The organism is [Actinomadura] parvosata subsp. kistnae (assembly GCF_900323885.1).
GTDB classification, from domain to species: Bacteria; Actinomycetota; Actinomycetes; order Streptosporangiales; family Streptosporangiaceae; genus Nonomuraea; species Nonomuraea composti.
On sequence record NZ_OOHJ01000018.1, the window covers coordinates 719,246 to 738,099 of the forward strand.

General features: G+C 71.4%; 17 protein-coding genes. 4 read left to right on the forward strand and 13 right to left on the reverse strand.

The genetic code is table 11. The annotated features are described in order from the left end of the window. Positions 1 to 27: 27 nt before the first annotated feature. A complete protein-coding gene (locus tag KIS93_RS23450; RefSeq protein WP_080045633.1) occupies positions 28 to 609 on the reverse strand; it encodes an HD domain-containing protein in 582 nt (193 codons plus the stop codon). A gap of 50 nt (positions 610 to 659) precedes the next feature. On the opposite strand from KIS93_RS23450, the gene KIS93_RS23455 reads away from it, so the two are divergent. The 3 genes from KIS93_RS23455 (at position 660) to KIS93_RS23465 (ending at position 3,895) form a co-directional block, all read left to right on the forward strand. Then, positions 660 to 1,532, forward strand: coding sequence for a DUF4429 domain-containing protein (locus KIS93_RS23455; RefSeq protein WP_080045632.1), 873 nt, complete (start codon positions 660 to 662; stop codon positions 1,530 to 1,532). Between the two features lie 82 nt (positions 1,533 to 1,614). After that, complete coding sequence (locus KIS93_RS23460) at positions 1,615 to 1,932, forward strand: hypothetical protein (protein ID WP_246005351.1); 318 nt, start codon at positions 1,615 to 1,617, stop codon at positions 1,930 to 1,932. 247 nt (positions 1,933 to 2,179) lie between these two features. Continuing rightward, positions 2,180 to 3,895, forward strand: coding sequence for an AAA family ATPase (locus tag KIS93_RS23465; protein WP_080045630.1), 1,716 nt, complete (start codon positions 2,180 to 2,182; stop codon positions 3,893 to 3,895). A gap of 140 nt (positions 3,896 to 4,035) precedes the next feature. Here the strand turns inward: KIS93_RS23465 and KIS93_RS23470 are convergent, their stop codons facing one another. From KIS93_RS23470 to dpgA, 9 genes are all read right to left on the reverse strand, one after another. Beyond that, complete coding sequence (locus tag KIS93_RS23470) at positions 4,036 to 5,151, reverse strand: winged helix-turn-helix transcriptional regulator (protein ID WP_230465835.1); 1,116 nt, start codon at positions 5,149 to 5,151, stop codon at positions 4,036 to 4,038. Positions 5,152 to 5,454: 303 nt separating this feature from the next. Further along, positions 5,455 to 6,603, reverse strand: coding sequence for an alpha-hydroxy acid oxidase (locus KIS93_RS23475; RefSeq protein WP_080045629.1), 1,149 nt, complete (start codon positions 6,601 to 6,603; stop codon positions 5,455 to 5,457). Then, positions 6,600 to 7,682: a 4-hydroxyphenylpyruvate dioxygenase gene (hppD, locus tag KIS93_RS23480; RefSeq protein ID WP_080045628.1), complete on the reverse strand. Its 1,083-nt coding sequence runs from the start codon at positions 7,680 to 7,682 to the stop codon at positions 6,600 to 6,602. Before hppD ends, KIS93_RS23475 begins: the two co-directional genes overlap by 4 nt. Before the next feature lie 148 nt (positions 7,683 to 7,830). After that, positions 7,831 to 9,111 (reverse strand): cation:proton antiporter, encoded by a 1,281-nt coding sequence (locus KIS93_RS23485; RefSeq protein WP_080045627.1) that lies wholly within the window; start codon positions 9,109 to 9,111, stop codon positions 7,831 to 7,833. Then, entirely contained in the window at positions 9,108 to 10,592 is a 1,485-nt protein-coding gene (locus KIS93_RS23490; RefSeq protein ID WP_080045626.1) for a tryptophan 7-halogenase, read from the reverse strand. Before KIS93_RS23490 ends, KIS93_RS23485 begins: the two co-directional genes overlap by 4 nt. A gap of 91 nt (positions 10,593 to 10,683) precedes the next feature. Beyond that, positions 10,684 to 11,499 (reverse strand): enoyl-CoA-hydratase DpgD, encoded by an 816-nt coding sequence (gene dpgD / locus KIS93_RS23495; protein WP_080045625.1) that lies wholly within the window; start codon positions 11,497 to 11,499, stop codon positions 10,684 to 10,686. Next, positions 11,496 to 12,785, reverse strand: coding sequence for a (3,5-dihydroxyphenyl)acetyl-CoA 1,2-dioxygenase DpgC (gene dpgC / locus KIS93_RS23500; RefSeq protein ID WP_230465834.1), 1,290 nt, complete (start codon positions 12,783 to 12,785; stop codon positions 11,496 to 11,498). The genes dpgD and dpgC overlap by 4 nt, the downstream gene beginning before the upstream one ends. Further along, the gene (gene dpgB, locus KIS93_RS23505; RefSeq protein ID WP_230465833.1) at positions 12,782 to 13,444 is read right to left on the reverse strand and encodes an enoyl-CoA-hydratase DpgB; all 663 of its coding nucleotides are present in this window, start codon (positions 13,442 to 13,444) and stop codon (positions 12,782 to 12,784) included. Before dpgB ends, dpgC begins: the two co-directional genes overlap by 4 nt. Positions 13,445 to 13,452: 8 nt before the next feature. Next, entirely contained in the window at positions 13,453 to 14,304 is an 852-nt protein-coding gene (dpgA, locus tag KIS93_RS23510) for a 3,5-dihydroxyphenylacetyl-CoA synthase DpgA (protein ID WP_335673917.1), read from the reverse strand. 498 nt (positions 14,305 to 14,802) lie between these two features. On the opposite strand from dpgA, the gene KIS93_RS23515 reads away from it, so the two are divergent. Further along, complete coding sequence (locus tag KIS93_RS23515; RefSeq protein WP_222107603.1) at positions 14,803 to 16,044, forward strand: aminotransferase-like domain-containing protein; 1,242 nt, start codon at positions 14,803 to 14,805, stop codon at positions 16,042 to 16,044. Here KIS93_RS23515 and KIS93_RS23520 read toward each other — a convergent pair. The 3 genes from KIS93_RS23520 to KIS93_RS23530 form a co-directional block, all read right to left on the reverse strand. Beyond that, positions 16,013 to 17,293 (reverse strand): cytochrome P450, encoded by a 1,281-nt coding sequence (locus KIS93_RS23520; RefSeq protein ID WP_080045621.1) that lies wholly within the window; start codon positions 17,291 to 17,293, stop codon positions 16,013 to 16,015. The genes KIS93_RS23515 and KIS93_RS23520 overlap by 32 nt on opposite strands. Before the next feature lie 67 nt (positions 17,294 to 17,360). Further along, the gene (locus tag KIS93_RS23525) at positions 17,361 to 18,515 is read right to left on the reverse strand and encodes a cytochrome P450 (protein ID WP_080045620.1); all 1,155 of its coding nucleotides are present in this window, start codon (positions 18,513 to 18,515) and stop codon (positions 17,361 to 17,363) included. A 104-nt stretch (positions 18,516 to 18,619) separates the two neighbouring features. Beyond that, entirely contained in the window at positions 18,620 to 18,850 is a 231-nt protein-coding gene (locus KIS93_RS23530; RefSeq protein WP_080045619.1) for an MbtH family protein, read from the reverse strand. Positions 18,851 to 18,854 lie beyond the last annotated feature (4 nt).

The following is an 18,854-nucleotide window of genomic DNA, read 5'->3' on the forward strand; positions in this document are numbered from 1 at the left end:
CGCGCCGATCCTGTCAGGCCCGGCGCGTCAGCCGGGCCAGCGCTCCACGCGCCGCCACCGCCCCCGCCACTCGCCGAACCACTCCGCGAACCACGGATGCGCCCCGGCCAGCGGCATGATGTACGCCACCGTCTCCAGGTAGTAGCGCCGCTGGAACCGCCACGGCATCCGGTGCAGCTCCTGCACGTTGCTCACCCGGTCCGACAGCTTCACCAGCACCGCCCGCGGCGGCGCCTTGGCCAGCGAGGCCAGGTAGTCGGCCTTCGAGCCGCCGCCCGGCTTGGTCACCCACCGCACGAGCGCCGCCACCTCAGGCCCGAACCGCCGAGCGACCTCGCCCTCCGTGCACGGCGTGTCCTCCAGCACGTCGTGCAGGACGGTCGCGACCAGCACGTCCCTGTCGCTCAGCCCCGCGCCGCGGACCGCCACCTCCAGCGCCTCCAGCAGATGCTCGACGTACGGCCGCCCGGTGGGCCGCTGCTGCACCCCGTGCCGGCGCCCGGCGAAGGCGACCGCGTCGCGCAGCGAGGTCACGGTGGAGGCCGGAAGGGCCCGGCTCAGCGCGCCCTCCGCGTGCGCCCACGACGGCCAGCTCGTGAAGATCTGCATCCCGCTCCTTCGCATGGGGTGGTGCCGCGAGCGTGTCCTAGGCTGAGAATATGGCCGAGATCGCTGTCCCAGACGGGTCATGGACGTTCAATGGGGAAATGCTGCGGATCGTCCCCGGGAGCGACAAGGACATCGACGAGCTGCGCCGCACCCTCGGCGAGGTCCGCGTGCCGCTGGAGGCGATCGCCGGCGTGGCCTTCGAGCCCGCCCGCAAGGGCGGGCACCTGCGACTGCGGCTGCGCAAGGGGGCCGATGCGCTGTTCGACGTGGCCGCCGGGGCGCTGGGCCCGCCCGCCGACCCCTACCGGCTGGCCGTGCCGAAGGCCCGCACCGGCGCGGCCGAGTACTTCGCCGACGAGATCCGCGACACCATGGCCGTCTACCAGATACCCGGCGGGCCCTGCGACGGCTACCTCCTGCCCGTCCCCGACGTGCCCATCTCGGCCACCGCGGGCGACGGCGCCGCGATCTTCGACGGCGAGCGCGTACGGCTGGAATGGACCGGCTGGGCCGGCAGCGAGAAGGAGAAGGCCGGCCCGCAGGAGTTCCCGCTGTCCGACATCTCCGGCGTGGAGTGGAAGCCGCAGTCCGGCATGGGTTACGGCACGCTCCGCTTCCGGATCAAGGGCGAGCCGCCGAGCACCAAGTCGCCGCAGAAGGACCTGCGCTGTGTGTCCTGGGGCATCCAGCGCTTCGGCGGCGCCACGGCCCTGGTCGCGGCCGCCGTCCTGGCCCGGCTGCCGCGCGAGCGGGCCGACCGGCCCGAGCCGCCCGCCGCGCCCGCGCCGGCCGCCGACGACGTGCACGACGCGGTCCTGCGCCGCCTGGCCGAGCTGGGCCAGCTGCACCGGTCAGGGGTGCTGACGGACGACGAGTTCGCCACCGCCAAGCAGGCGATGATCCGGCGGCTCCAGGACTCCTGATCCGCTTCCCCGGCAGGCACTTGTTGCGTACGCTCGACCACGCACAGTGACTTCAGGAGGGGCAATGGTCAGGAGATCACACATGGCGGCGGTCGCGGCAGGAGCGGCCCTCGCCCTCGTTCCCGCCGGGCTGCCGGCACCCGCCGCGGCGGCGGCCACCGTGCTGCGCTGCGACACGTTCGTGCACGCCAACGACAACGACCTCGGCATCGCCGCCTGCAGCAACCCCACCGGCCAGACCTGGATCTTCCGGGCCGTGGTCGTCTGCGGCCGGGCCCCCGACGTCGTGGGCGAGTGGGTGACGCTCCCGCCGGGCGGCTACGGCGAGTCGCAGGGCTACTGCGGCGGCATCTTCACCAGCGGGGTCGGAGCCGTCGGCGTGGACGAGCGACCGGCCTGAGCCCCCGGGAACGACGAAGGGCACCGTCGCCGGACGGTGCCCTCGCCAGTCCCACACCTCGGTACCCCATCATGTGACCCTCCTGTGACCGCAGGTCGGATGTACTGGCAGGCGATGGGGATCTCGGTGCCGACGCAGCCCAGGTGGGCGGGCCGTGAGCCGGACCTGCCGGGGCCGTGAGCGACCGACCAGGCCGATCGGGCATCCCCGCAGGGGGCGTTGTCCAACAACGACGGGGTAAAGAGCGATGGTGCTTGCGGGGCGAGAGCGCGAGTTGGGAGAGCTTGACGAGGTGTTCGAGTCCGCGATGCTGGGCCGGGGCGGCGTCGTGGTGATCAGTGGTCCTGTGGGGAGCGGCCGGACCGTGCTCCTCCATGAGTTCGGCCGGCTCGCGGGGCAGGCCGGCGCCCGGGTGCTGCACGCCGAATGCTCACCGGCGGAGCGCCACCTGGCAGGCGGCGTCGTCGGTCAGTTTCTGGGCGCGATGGGCCGGCCCGGATCGCGAGGGTGGCCGGACCTGCTGGAGATGGCGCGGGAGGTGCCGACCGTACTGGCGATCGATGATGTGGACTGGGCCGACGACACCTCGCTGGAAGTCCTCCTCTCCGTGGTGCGGCGGTCGCGAACCGCGCGGCTTCTGGTCGCGATGACGACCAGCCCCGACCGGCGGCCGTTCAGTCCTGTGCCGGCGGCCGAGGAGCTGTTGCACCGGCCGTACAACCGGCGCGTCGAGGTGGCTCCCCTGTCTCCGGCGACGGTCCGAGACCTGATCGCCGAGCGCATGGGACGGCGGCTCGCCGACCGGCTCGCCGAAGATGCCCACCGGCTGACCGGGGGAAGTCCGCTGCTGGTCACGGCGATCATGAAGGATCTGGCGGACCGGGGCGAGGCCGGTGCCGCCTTCGGCGATGCCGTCGCGGCCTGCGTCCACCGGTGTGAGGCGACGGTGATCCGGGTGGCGGAAGCCATCGCCGTGCTGGGAGCGCACGCGAGCACCGACCTGGTGAGCGAGCTGGCGAGCGTCGGCGATCACCAGGCCGAGCGGGTGACCAGGCGGCTGGAGCGGGCCGGCGTGCTCGCCGGCGGCCGGTTCGCCCATGAGGCCGGGCGCCGCGCGGTGATCGACCGCATGTCGGCCACCCGCCGCGCGCAGACGCATCGGCTCGCCGCGCGGCTCCTCCATCTCGCGGGTCACCCGGTCACCGACGTGGCCGCCTGCCTGCTGACGGCGGGCTGGTCCGCGGCGAACTGGGCCGCGCGGGTGCTGGTCACCGCCGGCCGGCAGCACCTGCACGACGGGGCGCCGGTCGCCGCGGTGAGATGCTTCGAACTGGCCCTCGCGTCGGGTTCCGCGGATGCGGAACGCATGATCAGAAAGGCCCTGTCCGCCCAGGCGGAAGGACGCGCCGCTTCCGCCGACGCCGGCCTGCCCCTGTCGGAGCTGCTCGACGATCGGTTGCCCGAGCCGCTCGCCGCCGACATGTGCCGCCGGCTCTCGCGGCGGGGCCGGCCCGCCGCCACGGCCGGGGCGCCCAGGCAGGGCCGGCCCGGCACCCCGTACCAGGGCTGCGGCCAGACGCCGGCGACGGCCAGAGGTCAGGTGGAAAGAAGCACCCGCTCGACGGACCCGGAACATGCCGATGGCCTGACGGCGGCGGAACGACGCACCGTCACCGTGAACGGTCAGGCTCCGCCGGCCGGGAAAAGGTCCGGCGCGGGCGCCCGGGAGAGCGACCTCAGAAGACGGGCCGCGTTGCTGAGCGAGGCCGAGCGTCGCGTGGCCGTACGCGCGGCCCAGGGGCGCACGAATCGCGAGATCGCCGAAGAGCTCTACATCACCCGGAGCACCGTCGAGCAGCATCTCACCCGGATCTATCGCAAGCTACAGGTGCGCACCCGGGAAGACCTCGGCCGTCTCGCCGCCGCGCTCCCTTTCGCGGAGGACGACATCGTGCCCTGTTGAGGGGCGCGGCCGGCAGCGGGCCCGCGCCGGCGGACGGCCGCGGAGCTGCTCCGCGGCCATCCGGGCCGGCGCCTACGGTGATCAGCGTCGTGGCCGTCCCCGGGGGTTTCCGTTCCCCGCGGGGAGAGCCACGTTCGGCATCAGGTCGCGACCGCCCGCTCGGCGGCGAGTCCCGTGAACCTTCCCTCCAGCCGATCGGCGAACTCCGTCCAGATGGCGGCGTGTGCTCGTGCCAGATCGGTGACGTTGGCGGCCCAATGCGGAGGGACGTTCATCAGGATGCGGTCCCAGTCCTGGCCGGGGATCGCGTGCAGGGTGAGCAGGCGCAGCAGGCTCCGCCCGGTCTCCGTGAGCCGGAGCGCGGGATCGGCCTTCAGCCGGTTCAGCATGGCCAGGCGGTTCTGATCCGCGGCGAGCCGAAACCCCCCGCCGGAATCGACTCCGTTGCGGGCGGACGGTCCAGCCGGCTGCATAGGGGATCTCCTGCGACCCGCCGGGATGGGACTCTCCCCACGTTCAAGCCGGCCCCTCACATCCCGGACCGTCTCCGGGGACAGCCCTACCTCTCTGGCGATCTGCCGGAGGGAGAGGGTGGGATTGTTGCGGATGAGCTCGGCCGCCTGCCGGCGCTCCGCGGTGCCGTCCACGGGCCGGACCCGGCCGTCCCGCCCGATTCGCGTCTCGCCCTCCACTCGGCTCCCGCGCAGATCCGAGACGGTCCTGGCGGACAACCCGGCGACCGACGCGACCATCCGATCGGACCATTCCGGATGGCTGTCGATAATGCGCCGGGCGGCGCGGCGCCGATCGGAGAGCGTGAGCGGCAGGCCGTGTTCGATGTTCATCCGAACCGCCAGGACGAATGCGTCGGCCTCACTGCCCTCAAAAAAGCGCGCGGCGATGGTGCGCTGGCCCCGTAGGCGGGCCGCGCTCAGCCGGTGCAGCCCGTCGATGACCCACATCGATGGGAAGTGCACCAAAATGGGTGGTATTTGCCCCTGGGCGTACAACAGCGCCTCCAGGTGCTCCGGATCCTCGCCGGCGATTCGCGGCGAGAGAGTACCCGACAGACGCTCCAGCTCAACCTCGACGATCGGCAAGCTATTGATGTTCATGCTGGTCGGATCCACGGCTTCGCCCCCGCTCATATCGTGGCCGGTCAATTTCCGTGCTGGTCGAACTCCGCCGCGACCTTCGGCAACCCCGGTCACGTCCCCGTCGAAATGTGCTCGTGCCATCACTGCGGTTGCCCGCATGCCACCTCCTGGTGTCGGCGCTCCACGAGCTTTCCCCGTAAAAAAGGATAAATGTCCACCCGTTGCCGAACCACCCCTAATCCGGACTTGCGCGGCCTTAGCCGCGGCCGCAACGCCCTGATCTGTAGAAAGACGGGCGCCGTCCATTCTTTCTGTCCAGGAATTGACCCGCGGCGAACGCGGCCGGCTATCACCGAATGCATTCCCGCCAGGCGTCCCGGCGCCGGGAGAACGGCCGTGGCCAGGGATTCCGTAATGCCAGGCCACGGCCCCGTCCTGAGGCCTTGACGGCGAAAGTCCGGCCTAATCGCGCCCGGCCGCGCCGCCCCTAATCGGGGCAGCGCCCACCCCTATTCCGGCGCGAACGGGATTGCGTGCGAACGTCGTCCGTAGTAGACGCGTTTCCCGCGGCGAACCGCACCCGGCGAGTCCCAGTGCCCCGTGGAACTCGGTCGCGAGCAGCCCCAGCACGTCCCGGACGCCGTCCTCACCGCCGACGGCCAGGCCGTACATGAGCGGGCGGCCCACGAGCACCCCCGAGGCGCCCAGCGCGATCGCCTTCACGATGTCCTCACCGCGGCGCACTCCGCTGTCGAGCAGGATCTCGCAGGAGCCGGCCACCGCGGCGGCGATCTCCGGCAGCACGTCGATGCTCGGTACGGCACCGTCCAACTGACGTCCCCCGTGGTTGGACACCACGATCCCGTCGATGCCCGCCTCCGCCGCGCGCCGCGCGTCCGCCACGTCCAGGATCCCCTTGAGCACCAGCGGCAGGCGGGTGCGCCCGCGCAGCATGTCCACCCACGCCCAGGTGACCGGGGCGAACTCGAGCGCCGTGTGCACGGCGACCGCCGAGGCGGCCGGGACGTCGCCGGCCGGCCGCCGGTGCGCCGCACCCCGCCCGCCGAGGTTGGCCGCCGTCACCGACTCCGGCAGCGCGAACCGGTTGCGCACGTCCCGCAGCCGCCGCCCCATCCAGGGCACGTCCACCGTGACCATGATCGCCTCGCACCCGGCTGCTTCGGCGCGCTCCACCAGCTCCAGGCAACGCCGCTCGTCACGCAACCGGTACAGCTGGAACCAGGTCGTGCCCCCCACGGCGGCGACCTCTTCCAGCGCGACGCTGCTCATCGTGCTCACGGTGAACGGAACCCCCGCCGTCTTCGCCGCCCGCGCCGCGGCGAGTTCCCCTTCCGGATGCAGCAGCCGCTGGTAGGCGATCGGGGCGGCCGCCAGCGGCATCGACACCGGGCTGCCGAGCAGGCTGGCGGCGGTGGAGCACCCCGTCACGTCGCGCAGCGCTCTGGGGATGACGAAGACCGACGCGAACGCGGCGAGGTTCGCCCGCATCGTGCTCTCCGCACCGCTCCCTCCCGCGACGAAGTCCCACGTCTCGGGAGGGAGGGCGCGGCGGGCGGCACGTTCGTAGTCGGCCACGCAGCTCAGGGTCATCCGGCCCGCTCCAGCTCCACGGCCTCGTAGAGCGCCTTGATGTTGGCGCTGCCGAAGGTCTCCGCGCCCCGCCTCTCGATGATCTCGAAGAACAGGGTGCGACGCGGGTGCGTGGAACGGGTGAAGATCTGGAACAGCTGGCCGCTGTGATCCTCGTCGATCAACAGGCCGGTCTCCCGCAGATCCTTGATCGGGTGCCTCTTCGGGGTGATCCGCTCCGCGAGCAGGTCGTAATAGGCGTCCGGGGTGGTGAGGAAGTCGACCCCGCGCGCCGACAGACTGCGCACCGCGCGGACCGCGTCGTCGCTGGCGAACGCCACGTGCTGCACGCCGTGACCGTGGTGGCCCTTGAGGAAGTCGTCGATCTGGCCCGGCTGGGTGCTCGGGTCGGGCTCGATCAGCGTCAGCGTCACCCCGCCGGACCCGCTCTGCACGACCCGGGACTCCATGGCCTGCGCCCCCACCACGATGCGTTCCTGGAAGATGTCCTGGAAGCCGAGGGTGCGCACGTAGTGATCCACGGTGGGGCCCAGCTCGCCGGCGGGAAGGCAGATGGCGAGGTGGTCGATGGCGAGCAGCGCGGCTTCGCCCGCCCCGGCCCCGGTCGAGCGCGGTGCGGGGACGAAGCCGGCCGGCAGGCCGGATGCGTCGCCGGGATCGCGCTGGACCAGCGTGTGGACGACGTCGCCGAACCCCTCGATCGTCGCCGTGACGGTGCCGCCCCCGCCGCCCTCCGCCGGCGCGTGCCGGGCCGGCTCACGCACCGGTGTCGCGCCCGCCGCCACGGCGGCCTCGAAGACGGCGCCGACGTCCCGGGTGCGCAAGGCGACGTCGGCCACGCCGTCGCCGTGCGTCTGTACGTAGGCTGCGGCGGGGTGCCGGTCCGAGATCGCCTCGGTGACGACCAGGAGCACCGGCCCGTTTCGCAGTGCGACGCTGCGGTGCTCCGCCGAACCGCCGGTGCCGGCGACGGTGAACGCGTACTTGTCCACCCAGGTGAAGGCGGCTACCTCCAGGTTGCCGACATACATTTCCAGATAGTCAATTGAAAGGTCAGAGAATGGCGCGTCCGAATTCATGCCGGGCCTCCGCAGCTCGATTTCCTGCTTCCAGATTTCCGGTATTCGGCGGCTTACGTCAACGCGTTGCCGTTGACACCGGAATGGACCGGCAAACGAAATGAGTCAGCGCCGCCCGGACCGCCGCCGCATTTCCGGCAGCGCTGTTTCACGAAACTTCGCGGGCGGGCGCGAGGCCCTGCGCCGTCCGGCGGGCCCGCTCCTCGGCCGTCTGCTCGACCCGCGCCATCGCCAGGCGGAGAACGGGCGGCGCCAGCACCGAAGTGATCATGGCGACGAGGATGATGATCGTGTACAGCTCCACGGTGAGGACACTCAGGCGCAGCCCGACCGACGCCACGATCACCTGGACGACGCCCCGGGCGTTCATGCCCGCTCCCAGGGCCAGCGCCTCCCACCGGTTCATCCGGCTGGTCCAGGCGCCGAGGAAGGCGCCGAGGAACTTCCCCGCGAACGCCACGACCACCATGACCACCGCGACCCAGAACATCTCAGGCCGGGCCAGCGCGCCCAGGTCCATGCGCAGGCCGACGGTGGCGAAATAGAGCGGCGCCAGCAGGCCCAGCACCACCGTGCGCAGCGGCGCGAGCCGCGCCGGGTCCGGCGCCGCGGCGCTGATCAGCAGGCCCGCGACGAAGGCGCCGAGGACCGGCTCCATCCCGAGGGCGTGCGTCCCGGCGGCGGACAGCAGCACGATCACCACGGTCGCGATGATCGTGGGCGAGTCGTCCTGACACTTGCCGGTCAGCCAGAACGCGGCGCGCACCAGGGGCCGGCCGGCCACGGCGGCGAGCAGCAACACCCCGGCCAGGGCCGCCACGGAAGCCGCCACGGCCCCTGCGCGCACCCCAAGGGTGGCCATCCCCGACACCACCGACAACATCAGCCAGCCGAACGCGTCATCGACCATTCCGGCCGTGAGAGTCAGCTGCCCGATGTCGCGGTGCAGGAGGTTCATGTCGTGGAGCGTCTTGGCGATCACAGGGATCGCGCTGACGCACATGGCCACGCCCAGGAAGAGCGCGAACACGGTGGAATCGGCGGGCCCCCGGATCGGGACCGGCAGCATCAACCCGGCCGCGACCCCCATCGCCAGCGGGATGACCAGCCCGAAAACGCTCAGCCGCGCGATCGTCGCGCCCTGCCGGCGGATCAGCCGCAGATCCAGGTGCGCGCCGGTCAGGCCCACCAGCAGCAGCACCCCGACCTGCGCGACGGCGTCGACCAGGTGGAACTGCCCGGCGTCGGGCGGGAACAGCAGGCCCAGCGGGCCGAGAACGAGGCCGGCGGCCAGCTCGCCCACCACCGTCGGCATCCGCAGCGCCGCCGCCGCGCGGCCCAGCAGCAGCGCCACCACCAGCAGGGCGCCGAGCTGGAGAAGGAAGAGCAACAGGGGGCCGGCCCCGAGCGCGGGAGGAGGGTGGTTCATGCGGGCCGGTACGGCTGCCAGGACATCCCGTCCGGCGAGGCCACCAGGCCCCCGGGGAACAGGGGCACCTCCGGCTCCGCGTCCTGGCCGAGCATCGCCCGCATCTGGACCTGGCCTCCCTCGGCCATCACCTGCTTGACCACCGTCGACTTGAACATCGGCACCATGTTGCCGTCGTCACTCGCGGCGACCTCCTCCACGGCGGCCGCGAACTCCGCCGAGCGCGACCGCAGCCGGCCGCTCGTCGAGCTGGTCAGGGCCTGCTCCCCGGAAGACACGCCGCCCACCAGGTCGACGAACGATTCGAGCTCCGTGTGGTTGTTGCGGGTGACCTTCTTCGCCTGCCAGAAGTACGACTCCTCGTCCCGGTGCATCTCGTAGAAGGAGACCAGGAACTCGTAGAAGACCCCGTACTCACGCCGGTACCGCGCCTCGAACTCCGTCAGCGCCGCCTTCTCGTCCAGATCGCCGGACAGGACGCTGTTGATGGAGCGGGCAGCGAGCAGCCCGCTGTACGTCGCCAGGTGCACGCCGGAGGAGAACACCGGGTCGACGAAGCAGGCGGCGTCCCCGATCAGGATCATGCCGGGCCGCCAGAAGGAGGTCTGGTGGTAGGAGTAGTCCTTGCGGATGCGCAGCTCGCCGTACGGGCCGGAGGTCACCCGGGTCGCGTCCGCCAGATACTCCGAGATCAGGGGGCACTCGGCGATGAGAGCGGTCATGGCCTTCTCCCGATCGCCCTGGATCTTCTCCGCCAGCTCCCGCCGGACCACGGCGCCGACGCTGGTCAGCGTGGGGCTGAGCGGGATGTACCAGAACCAGCCGGAGTCGAAGGCGACGCTGAGGATGTTGCCGGAGTTGGGGGCGGCCAGCCGCTTCCCGCCCTCGAAGTAGCCGAAGAGCGCCAGGCTGCGGAAGAAGTCGGAGTACTTCCGCTCCCCGCCGACCTTGGAGTGCAGGCGGCTCCTGTTGCCCGAGGCGTCGACCACGAACTGGGCCCGCACCTCGTGCTCGGCGCCGTCGGCGGTGGTGTACCTGACCCCGGCCGCGCGCCCCTCCTCCCCTTCGATCACCTCGGTCACCGCGCACTCCTCGCGGACCTCGGCGCCCTTGCGCCGGGCGTTGTTCAGCAGGAGCTCATCGAAGCGGGAGCGTTCCACCTGGTAGGCGAAGGACGTCGGCCCTGAGATGTGCGGCGAGACGGAGAAGGAGAACGTCCAGGGCTCGGGGGTCGCTCCCCACCGGAAGGTGCCGCCGCGCTTCACCGTGAACCCGGCCTCGGCGAGCTCTTCGGTGAGCCCGAGGAGCCGGCAGACGCCGTGCACGGTGCTGGGCAGCAGGGACTCGCCGATCTGGTAGCGGGGGAAACGCTCCTTCTCCAGCACCAGCACCTTGTGCCCGCGCATGGCGGTGAGCGCCGCCAGCGTCGATCCGGCCGGCCCGCCGCCCGCCACCACCACGTCGAAGTCTTCGATAGCCATCACGTCGCTCCTCGCTCCTCGGTGAGCTGCTGCTCCGACAACCCTGCACCGCCCCGGCCGCACGCGACAGCGGGGCGGCGTGGACACTCCCTCATCGCCCCGTCCAGACGGGGTCGCGCTTCTCGGCGAAGGCGCGGACGCCCTCGACGCTGTCCGCGCTGTGCCGGCGCCGCTCCTCCCACGGGTACGACGCCGTGAACGCCTCCTCGATCGGCATGTCGAGCGAGCGCAGCGCGGCCTGTTTGATCGCCCGCAGTGCCAGCGGCGCCCCACGGAGCAGGTCGTCCGCCCACCCGGCCACGCACCCGTCCAGCTCCGCCGCCGGCACGACCTCGTTGACCAGCCCGTACTTCAGCGCCGTCGCGGCATCCATCCGGCGGCCGGTCAGCAGGTACCCCAGTGCCACCTTCTGCGGCAGCTGGCGCGGAAGCCGGAACACCCCGCCCGCCCCGGGAACCAGGCCGAGCCGTACCTCGGGCAGGCCGAAGACCGCCTCGGTGGAGGCGACGGCGATGTCGCAGGCGAGCACCAGCTCGAACCCGCCGCCCAACGCGTACCCGTGCACCCGGGCGATGACCGGTTTCGACAGGGAGAACCGGTCGGTCAGCCGTGGATGGCCCGGCCGGCCGCGGCTGCCGAACGTCGTGGGGAGCGGCTCCGCCTCGGTCAGGCGGGCCCGCTCCTTGAGGTCCTCGCCGACGGAGAACGCGCGCTCTCCCGCGCCCGTCAGCACGACCACCCTGATCTCGTCGTCGGCCTCGACGTCGTCCCACACCTCGGCCAGTTCCTCGTGCATCCGCCGGTCCATGGCGTTCAGCACCTCGGGCCGGTCCATGGTCACCCGGGCGACGTGGTCGCGCTTGTCGTAGCGCACCCGCTCGAACCGGCGGCCGGCGCCCACGCTCATGCCCGCCTCCGCGCGAAGGCGCGGGCCTTGCCGATCACGTCGGCGTCGTGCACGCGCAGCGCCTGTTGCAGCGCGAACTCGGCCAGGTAGCGAGCGAACTCCGCGGGCGATTCCTCGGCGAGGTTGAGCATGCGCCGGTTGGCCGGCACGGCTTCGCCGCCGAGCCGGTCCACGGCCCGCGCGACCGCCGCGTCCATCTCCTCGGGTGCGACGACCTCGTCGATCAGCAACCGCGCCTCGGGCTCGCCCGCCTGGATCGCCCGGCCGCCGAGGATCATCTGCCGGGCCAGCCGTGGCCCGGTGAACCGGGTGAGCCGCAGGTTCGCGACCCCCGGGACTATGCCCTCCTTGGCGGCGGGAAGGCTGAGGTAGGCGTCCGACGCGGCCAGCACGTGGTCGAGAACGAGCAGGAGCTGTGCCCCGCCGCCGATGGCGAAGGCGTCGACGGCTCCCACCCACGGCTTGCCGAGATAGGGGGAGTGCCACGAGTTCCCCACGAGCACGCCGCGCAGGAGTTTGTGGATGTAACCCAGCTCCCGCCGCAGCAGGAAGTCCACCAGCGGGATGTCGCCCGAGCCCAGCTTCTTCAGGTTGATGCCCGCGCAGAACACCCGGCGGCCGGCGTACCGGGGATGGCTCATCGGCCCGCCGCGCAGCAGCCCCACCCGCACGGACGGGTCGAGCAGCGCCAGGTCGACCGCCGTCTCCAGGTCGTCGACCTGGCGCTCGTCCTCGGCGTTCAGGCAGTCGTCCCGGCACAGGGTCAGGTGTGCCACCCCGTCCCGGCGCTCCACCCGGACCGCCTCCATCTCCGCGATCCCCGACCGGGTGAATCCGGGCAGCAGGTCCAGGGCGCGGGGGGTGGGCCGGAGCATGGCGTCCAGCAGGTGCGGAGCGGCGACCGGGGAGCGCAGGACACCGCGCAGGAAGATCGCCTGGTCGATCTCGTACCCCTCCTTGTCCGCCTGTTCCCGGGTGGATTCCGCCGCCATCTGCGACTCCAGGGGCACCAGCCCCGGATAGACGGCCGCGGCGGCGGCGAGAAGCTCGTCGATGCGCAGGTAGCGGGTTCGGCCGTCGGTGAGGCGGTCGTAGATCGCCTCCGCGTGCGCCGCCATGATCTGGCTGCGCCGCGCCCTGATGGCGTCCATCGCCGCGGTGACCGTCGCGCGCTGCGCCGAGGTCCGTATCGCCGGCGACGGCATTCCGGCAAGCAGGTGGTCCAGCTGCCGGGCGTCCTGCTCCAGGCCGGTCAGGGAGATCAAGGGGGCCGGGTCGGCGGTCACGGCGTGGCCTCCCTTCTGAGGAAGCGGTCCGCGGCGGCCAGGTGCGCGCCGAGGGCCTCCTCGAAGCCGGTCGAGACGGCGTCGAGGATCAGCCGCCGCCGGATCGCGATCTCCGGAGCGGCGAAGGCGCGGCCGGATTCCGCCAGCTCCACGAGCGCCGCGTCGGGGTCCTCGCGCACCTCGTCCAGCAGCCCGAGTGCGAGCCCCCGGCTCGCCTCGATCGGCGTGCCGAGCAGGACCGCCCGCCGGATGGCGGCGCTGCCCGCCTGCTGGGCGAGCCGGTGCACGGCCATGCCCGGCCAGGTGGCGTCGTGCCCCGCCGGGAGCAGCAGCCGGGCCTCCGGGGCGGCGATCCGGACGTCGGCGGCGAGAAGGACGTCCAGGGCCGGGCCCGCGCAGTCGCCGGACACTACCGCCGCGGTGAGGCGGCCGAGCCGCTCGAAGCGGCGAACCGCCCGTTCCCACTTGGTCACCAGGCCGACCGTCAGCTCCGCCGCCCAGCCCGCCGGTGGGACGCCCGTGGCATGGACCGTGACCAGGCCGGACCCCTCCGGCTGGACGTCGGCCTCGGCGCGGTCGCACAGGGCGTCCAGGTCGAGGATCGTGGCGGCCGTCAGCGGACGGCCGCCGTCGACACGCAGTGTCAGGGCCTCGCCCATCCCCTGGCTCACCATTGGATCAACGCCGTTTCGATGGTGGAGCCGGGCCCCATGGTCATCATGACGCCGTAGTCCCCCGGGCGGGCCACGCCCTCCTCGGCGAGCCGCTCGTAGGAGAACAGGAAGGAGCCGCTGGACAGGTTGCCGTAGTCCCGCAGCACTCCGGTGGTGTGCCGCACGTCGTGCCGGGTGAGGCCGAGATTGATGACGATGGCGTCGATGACCTTCTTGCCGCCGGAGTGCACCAGCCAATGGCCGATGTCGCCCCTGCGCAGGCCCGTGCCGGACAGCAGGCGGTCGACGACGAGCTCGGCGTGCGCACCCACCACGTACGGGATCTGGGGGTCGAGGAAGAAGCTGAACCGGCCTCCGGCCGGATCCCAGTCATAGCGCATCGCATCGACCGCGTCGGTGATGATCATGCTTTCAAACTTCAGCACCCGCGGCCCCCGGGCGGGACCGCCGCCGGCGACCACCGCGAGGGCCGCGGCCCCGTCGCCGAACAGGCTGTTCACCACGGCGGTGCGCATCGTGCCGTCGAGGGCGTAGGCGGCCGAGCACGCCTCGCTGCACAGCACCACGCCCAGCTCGCCCGGATGGGCGGCGGACCAGCCCGAGACCACTCCCAGCGCGTTCAGGCCAGCGTTGCACCCCATGCCCACGATGTCGGCGCGGCTGCAGTGGGGGTCTATGCCGAGCCTGCGGATGATCAGAGCGGACAGCCCGGGGGTGAGGAATCCCGTCGAGGTGACGCAGCACAGGTGACGCAGGTCGGCGAGAGTCGCCCCCACCGATTTCAGGCAGGCCTCCAATGCCTCGCAGCCCATTTCGACGGCGACCCGCTTGTGCTTTTCCAGCAGGTCGCCCTGCGATTCCGCGGCCCGGCCCCGGCGGCGGCCGGCGGCGGGAGGGTGAGATGGCGTCGCTCGATGGCGCTGTTCAGGAAGAGGGACCTCATCTTCGGGTCCTCGACGCCGAGGAGGTCCAGGAGCTCGGCCTGGGTGTAGGAGGTGCCGCTGGTGGCGGTGCCCACCCCCGCGATCGCGGTGATCCCGGTCGACACGGCGGGTGCGGGGCGCTCGGCTACGGCCGTCATCGGTACATCCACCCCCATGTCCTGAGCTTGCTTCTGAGTACCTGCTTGACCTGTGACGCGGGCATGGCTCTCACCCTTCGCGGCAGTAGCGGATGGTTATTTCCATTCAGGGAATTCCGGCGGTCGTCGTCAATAGGCCGGACTTGACAGCCGGAACGCCCGGAGTGGATTCTCGGGCACCATGGCCACCGAATCATTCACACCCGGCAAATTGGGCATGGAAACGCTGCACAATTCACTCACCGATCCCTCGATCGCGTCCATGAACTTGCTGAACGAGATCGCCGACAAGTATCCCCAAGCCATTTCGATGGCCGCCGGACGACCGTACGAAGAATTCTTCGACGTCAAACTGATACATGAATACCTGGACGCCTTCTGCGACCATTTGCGGCGGGATCGGGGCATGGACGACGCCGGCGTCACCCGCACCCTGTTCCAGTACGGCACGACCAAGGGCGTGATCGGCGATCTCATCGCCCGCCACCTCGCCGAAGACGAGGACATCTACATCGACCCGGCGTCCGTGGTGGTCACCGTGGGTTTCCAGGAGGGGATCTTCCTGGTGCTGCGGGCGCTGCGGGCGAGCGAGCGGGACGTGCTGCTGGCGCCCGCCCCCACCTACGTCGGCCTCAGCGGCGCGGCACTGCTCGCCGAGATGCCGGTGTGGCCCGTGCGCTCGACGGAGCACGGCATCGACATCGGCCACCTCCTCGAACAGGTGAAGGTCGCCCGGGAGCAGGGGCTGCGCGTCCGGGGCTGTTACCTGACGCCGAACTTCGCCAACCCCACGGGCGTCAGCCTGGACCTGGCCACCCGGCACCGGCTGCTGGAGATCGCCGAGTCGACCGGCCTGCTGCTGTTGGAGGACAACGCCTACGGGCTGTTCGGGGCGGAGCGGCTCCCGGCGCTCAAGGCTCTGGACCGGGCCGGCCACGTCGTGTACCTCGGCTCCTTCGCCAAGTCCGGCATGCCCGGCGCCCGCGTCGGATACGTCGTCGCGGACCAGCCGCTGACCTCGAACGGTTCCGACGCCGGCGAGTTCGCCGACGCGCTGTCCAAGCTCAAGGGCATGCTCACCGTCAACACCTCCCCCATCGCCCAAGCCGTGATCGGAGGGAAGCTGCTGCTGCACGACTACAGCCTCGCCCGGGCCAACGCCAGGGAGGCCGCCGTCTACCGGCGCAACCTCGGCCACACGCTCGACGCGCTCACCCGCCGGCTCGGCGACTGCCCCGGGGTCAGCTGGAACTCCCCCACCGGCGGGTTCTTCATCACCGTCACGGTGCCGTTCGCCGTGGACGACGCACTGCTCGAACACGCGGCCAGGGACTTCGGCGTGCTGTTCACGCCGATGCACCACTTCTACGGCGGCACCGACTCGGCCGCCGGCGGGATCAACCAGCTGCGGCTGTCGATCAGCCTGCTCACCCCGGAGCTGATCGAGGAGGGCGTGGCCCGGCTCGCCGCGCTCATCGGGTCGCGGCTGACGGCCCCCAGGTGACCGGGAGCCGCTTCGGCCCGTGGGTGATCGCCTTGCGGAACACGATGTCTTCCGGCGGCACGGCCAGCCGCAGGTCCGGGAAGCGCCGCCACAGCGCCTGGTAGGCCAGCCGCAGCACCACCCGCGAGACCGACGAGCCCAGGCAGTGGTGCACGCCGTGCCCGAAGCCGACGTGCCCGGCGAGCTGCCTCCTGAGATCAAGGACGTCAGGGTCCGGGGTGAGGGCCTCGTCGCGGTTGGCCATGGGCAGCGAGCAGACGACGATCTCACCGGCCTTGATCGTCTGACCGTCCACGACCACGTCGTTCAGCGCCATCCGCGGCGTCGGCTGGAAGGTGATCGACAGGTAGCGCGTCAGCTCGTCGACCGCCCGGTCCGTGACGGCCCGCTCCTCGAAGATGACCGGGATCTGCTCGGGGTGCTCCAGCAGCGCCAGCACCCCGAGGCCGAGCATCCCCGAGATGTTGTCCAGGCCGGCGAGCAGCACCACGGTGATCATGCCACGCAGCTCGTCGTCGGTGACGTCATCGCCGTGCTCCTGCACCAGCATGCCGATGAAGCCGTCGTCGGGCCGCTTGCGCTGAAGCCCGATCAGATGGTCGAGATAGCCGTTGAACGCCATGCTGTCGGCCGCGCGCCGTTTGCTGCCGCGGCTCATGTCGAGGTGCAGGCCGCAGCGGCGGAGGAACTCGGCGCGGTCGTCGCGCGGCACCCCGATCAGCTCGCAGAGCGTCGCGCCGCCCACCGGCTCGGCGTACATGCTCTGCAGGTCCGCGGGCGGCCCGGCATCCTCGATGAGGTTCAGGTGATCCTCGATGATCTCGCTGATCACCGGTTCGAGCCGCCGGATCCGGCGGAGCGTGAACTCCGGCGTCAGCATCCGCCGCAGCCGCGTGTGCTCGGGCGGGTCGAGGTTCATCAGGTGCCCGACGAGCTCCTTGACCGGGGTCACGCCGGTGCCGTCGATGGGCTCGCCGGCGGTCAGGCGGCGGCGGGTGCTGAAGTTCTCGTGGTCCCCGAGGATCCGCCGCACCACCTCGTACCCGGTGGCCAGCCAGATGTAGGCCGTCCCGTCCACGTCCAGCGAGCCGAGAGCATGGCCGTTGATCTTCAACAGCGCGCCCCTCTTCCGTAGCGCCCGCAAGCTGTCCGTCGGCTCCAGGTGCTTCCTGGTGATGATGAAGTCCGGCTCCGGGGTCACCACCTGTGTCGCCTCGTCCACCACGAAGCCTGGCGTCACATCCGTCATCACAGCTCCTTCACAGAGGTTCTCGGGCAACGTTCCGTACGCGTCCACCCACTGCGGACGGCGCCGTTCACCAGGTCAACGGCAGTTCCAGCAGCGTGAAGACGTTCGAGCTCGGCGGGCGGAACCGGATCTCCTCCGCCGGCACCGCCGTCCGCAGGGAGGGGAAGCGGCTCACCAGCGTCGTGAAGGCGATCCGCAGCTCCATGCGCGCCAGCGGCGCGCCGAGGCAGTGATGGATGCCGTGGCCGAAGGCCACGTGCCGGGATTCCTTCCGGGTGATGTCGAACCCGTCCAGGGCCGGGTCCGCCCGGTTGGCGGCCAGCAGTGAGCAGAACACCGCCTCACCCTTCTTGATCACCTGACCGCCGATCTCGACGTCCTCGGTGGCCGTCCGCGGGTCGAGCCCCTCGAAGACGGACAGGTACCGGACGATCTCCTCGACCGCCTGCTCGCCCAGCTCGGGCCGCTCCCGCAGCAGGGCGAACTGCTCGGGATGCTCAAGGAGGAGCAGCGTCCCCGCCGCCAGGCAACTCTCGGTCTGCTCGACGCTGGAGTTCATGACCACCGCGCAGAGTCCGGCCAGCTCCTCGTCGGAGATGTCCGCGCCGTGGTCCCGTGCCACCATCCCCAGCATCCCGTCCCCCGGGTCGCGGCGGAGCCGGGCCGCCAGCTCCCGCATGTAGGCCAAATAGGCGTGCCCGTTGAGCACCCGCCGCCGCTTGCCGCCCCGGTGCGCGGTGAGCCGGATCAGCTCGCCGCGGTCGTCGAGGGGGATGCCGAGGAACTCGCAGGCGACGCGGGCGGCCATGGGCCCCGCCACCTCCCTGAGGAACTCGACCGGCGGCCCCGTGCTCGCCATCGTGTCCAGATGGTCGTCGACGATCGCCTGGACCCGCGGCTCCAGCGCCTGCATCCGGCGGACGCTGTAGGCGGGCGCCACCATCCGCCGCAGCCGCGTGTGCTCCGGCGGGTCGAGCTGCAGGAGATTGCCCGGCAGGGCCATCTCCTGGTGGTTGAAATGGGTGCCGATCACCCGCTTGTCGAACTTCTCCGACCCCAGGACCTCGCGCACCACGTCATAACCCAGCGCGAACCAGTGGACCGCCGACCCGTCCTCGAGAGGGATCCGGACCAGCGGACCCCTCTCGCACAACAGCTTCAGCTCGGCGGCCAGATCAAGTCGGTCTCTCAGATGCAGGACTCTGTGCTCCGGCGCGACCATGGGTGCCATGCTTTCCGGGGGAATCCCCCACTCTCAAGGTGTCCAACCGGCGATGACACGCACTTGGACCGCAGGTCGCCGTGCCGCGCCACGCCGCTGCCGACTCAGGCCCGGGCGTCCGGCGAACGCCCGTCCATCTGCGCGACGAGGCTCTTGGGCCGCATGTCGGTCCAGTGCTCCTCGACGTACTGCAGGCACTCCTGCCTGCCGGCCTCGCCGTACACCGCCGTCCACCCCTGGGGGATCTCGGCGAAGACGGGCCACAGGGAGTGCTGCCCCTCGTCGTTGACCAGCACGAAGAAGGTGCCGTCCACGTCATCGAACGGGTTCGTCACGGTG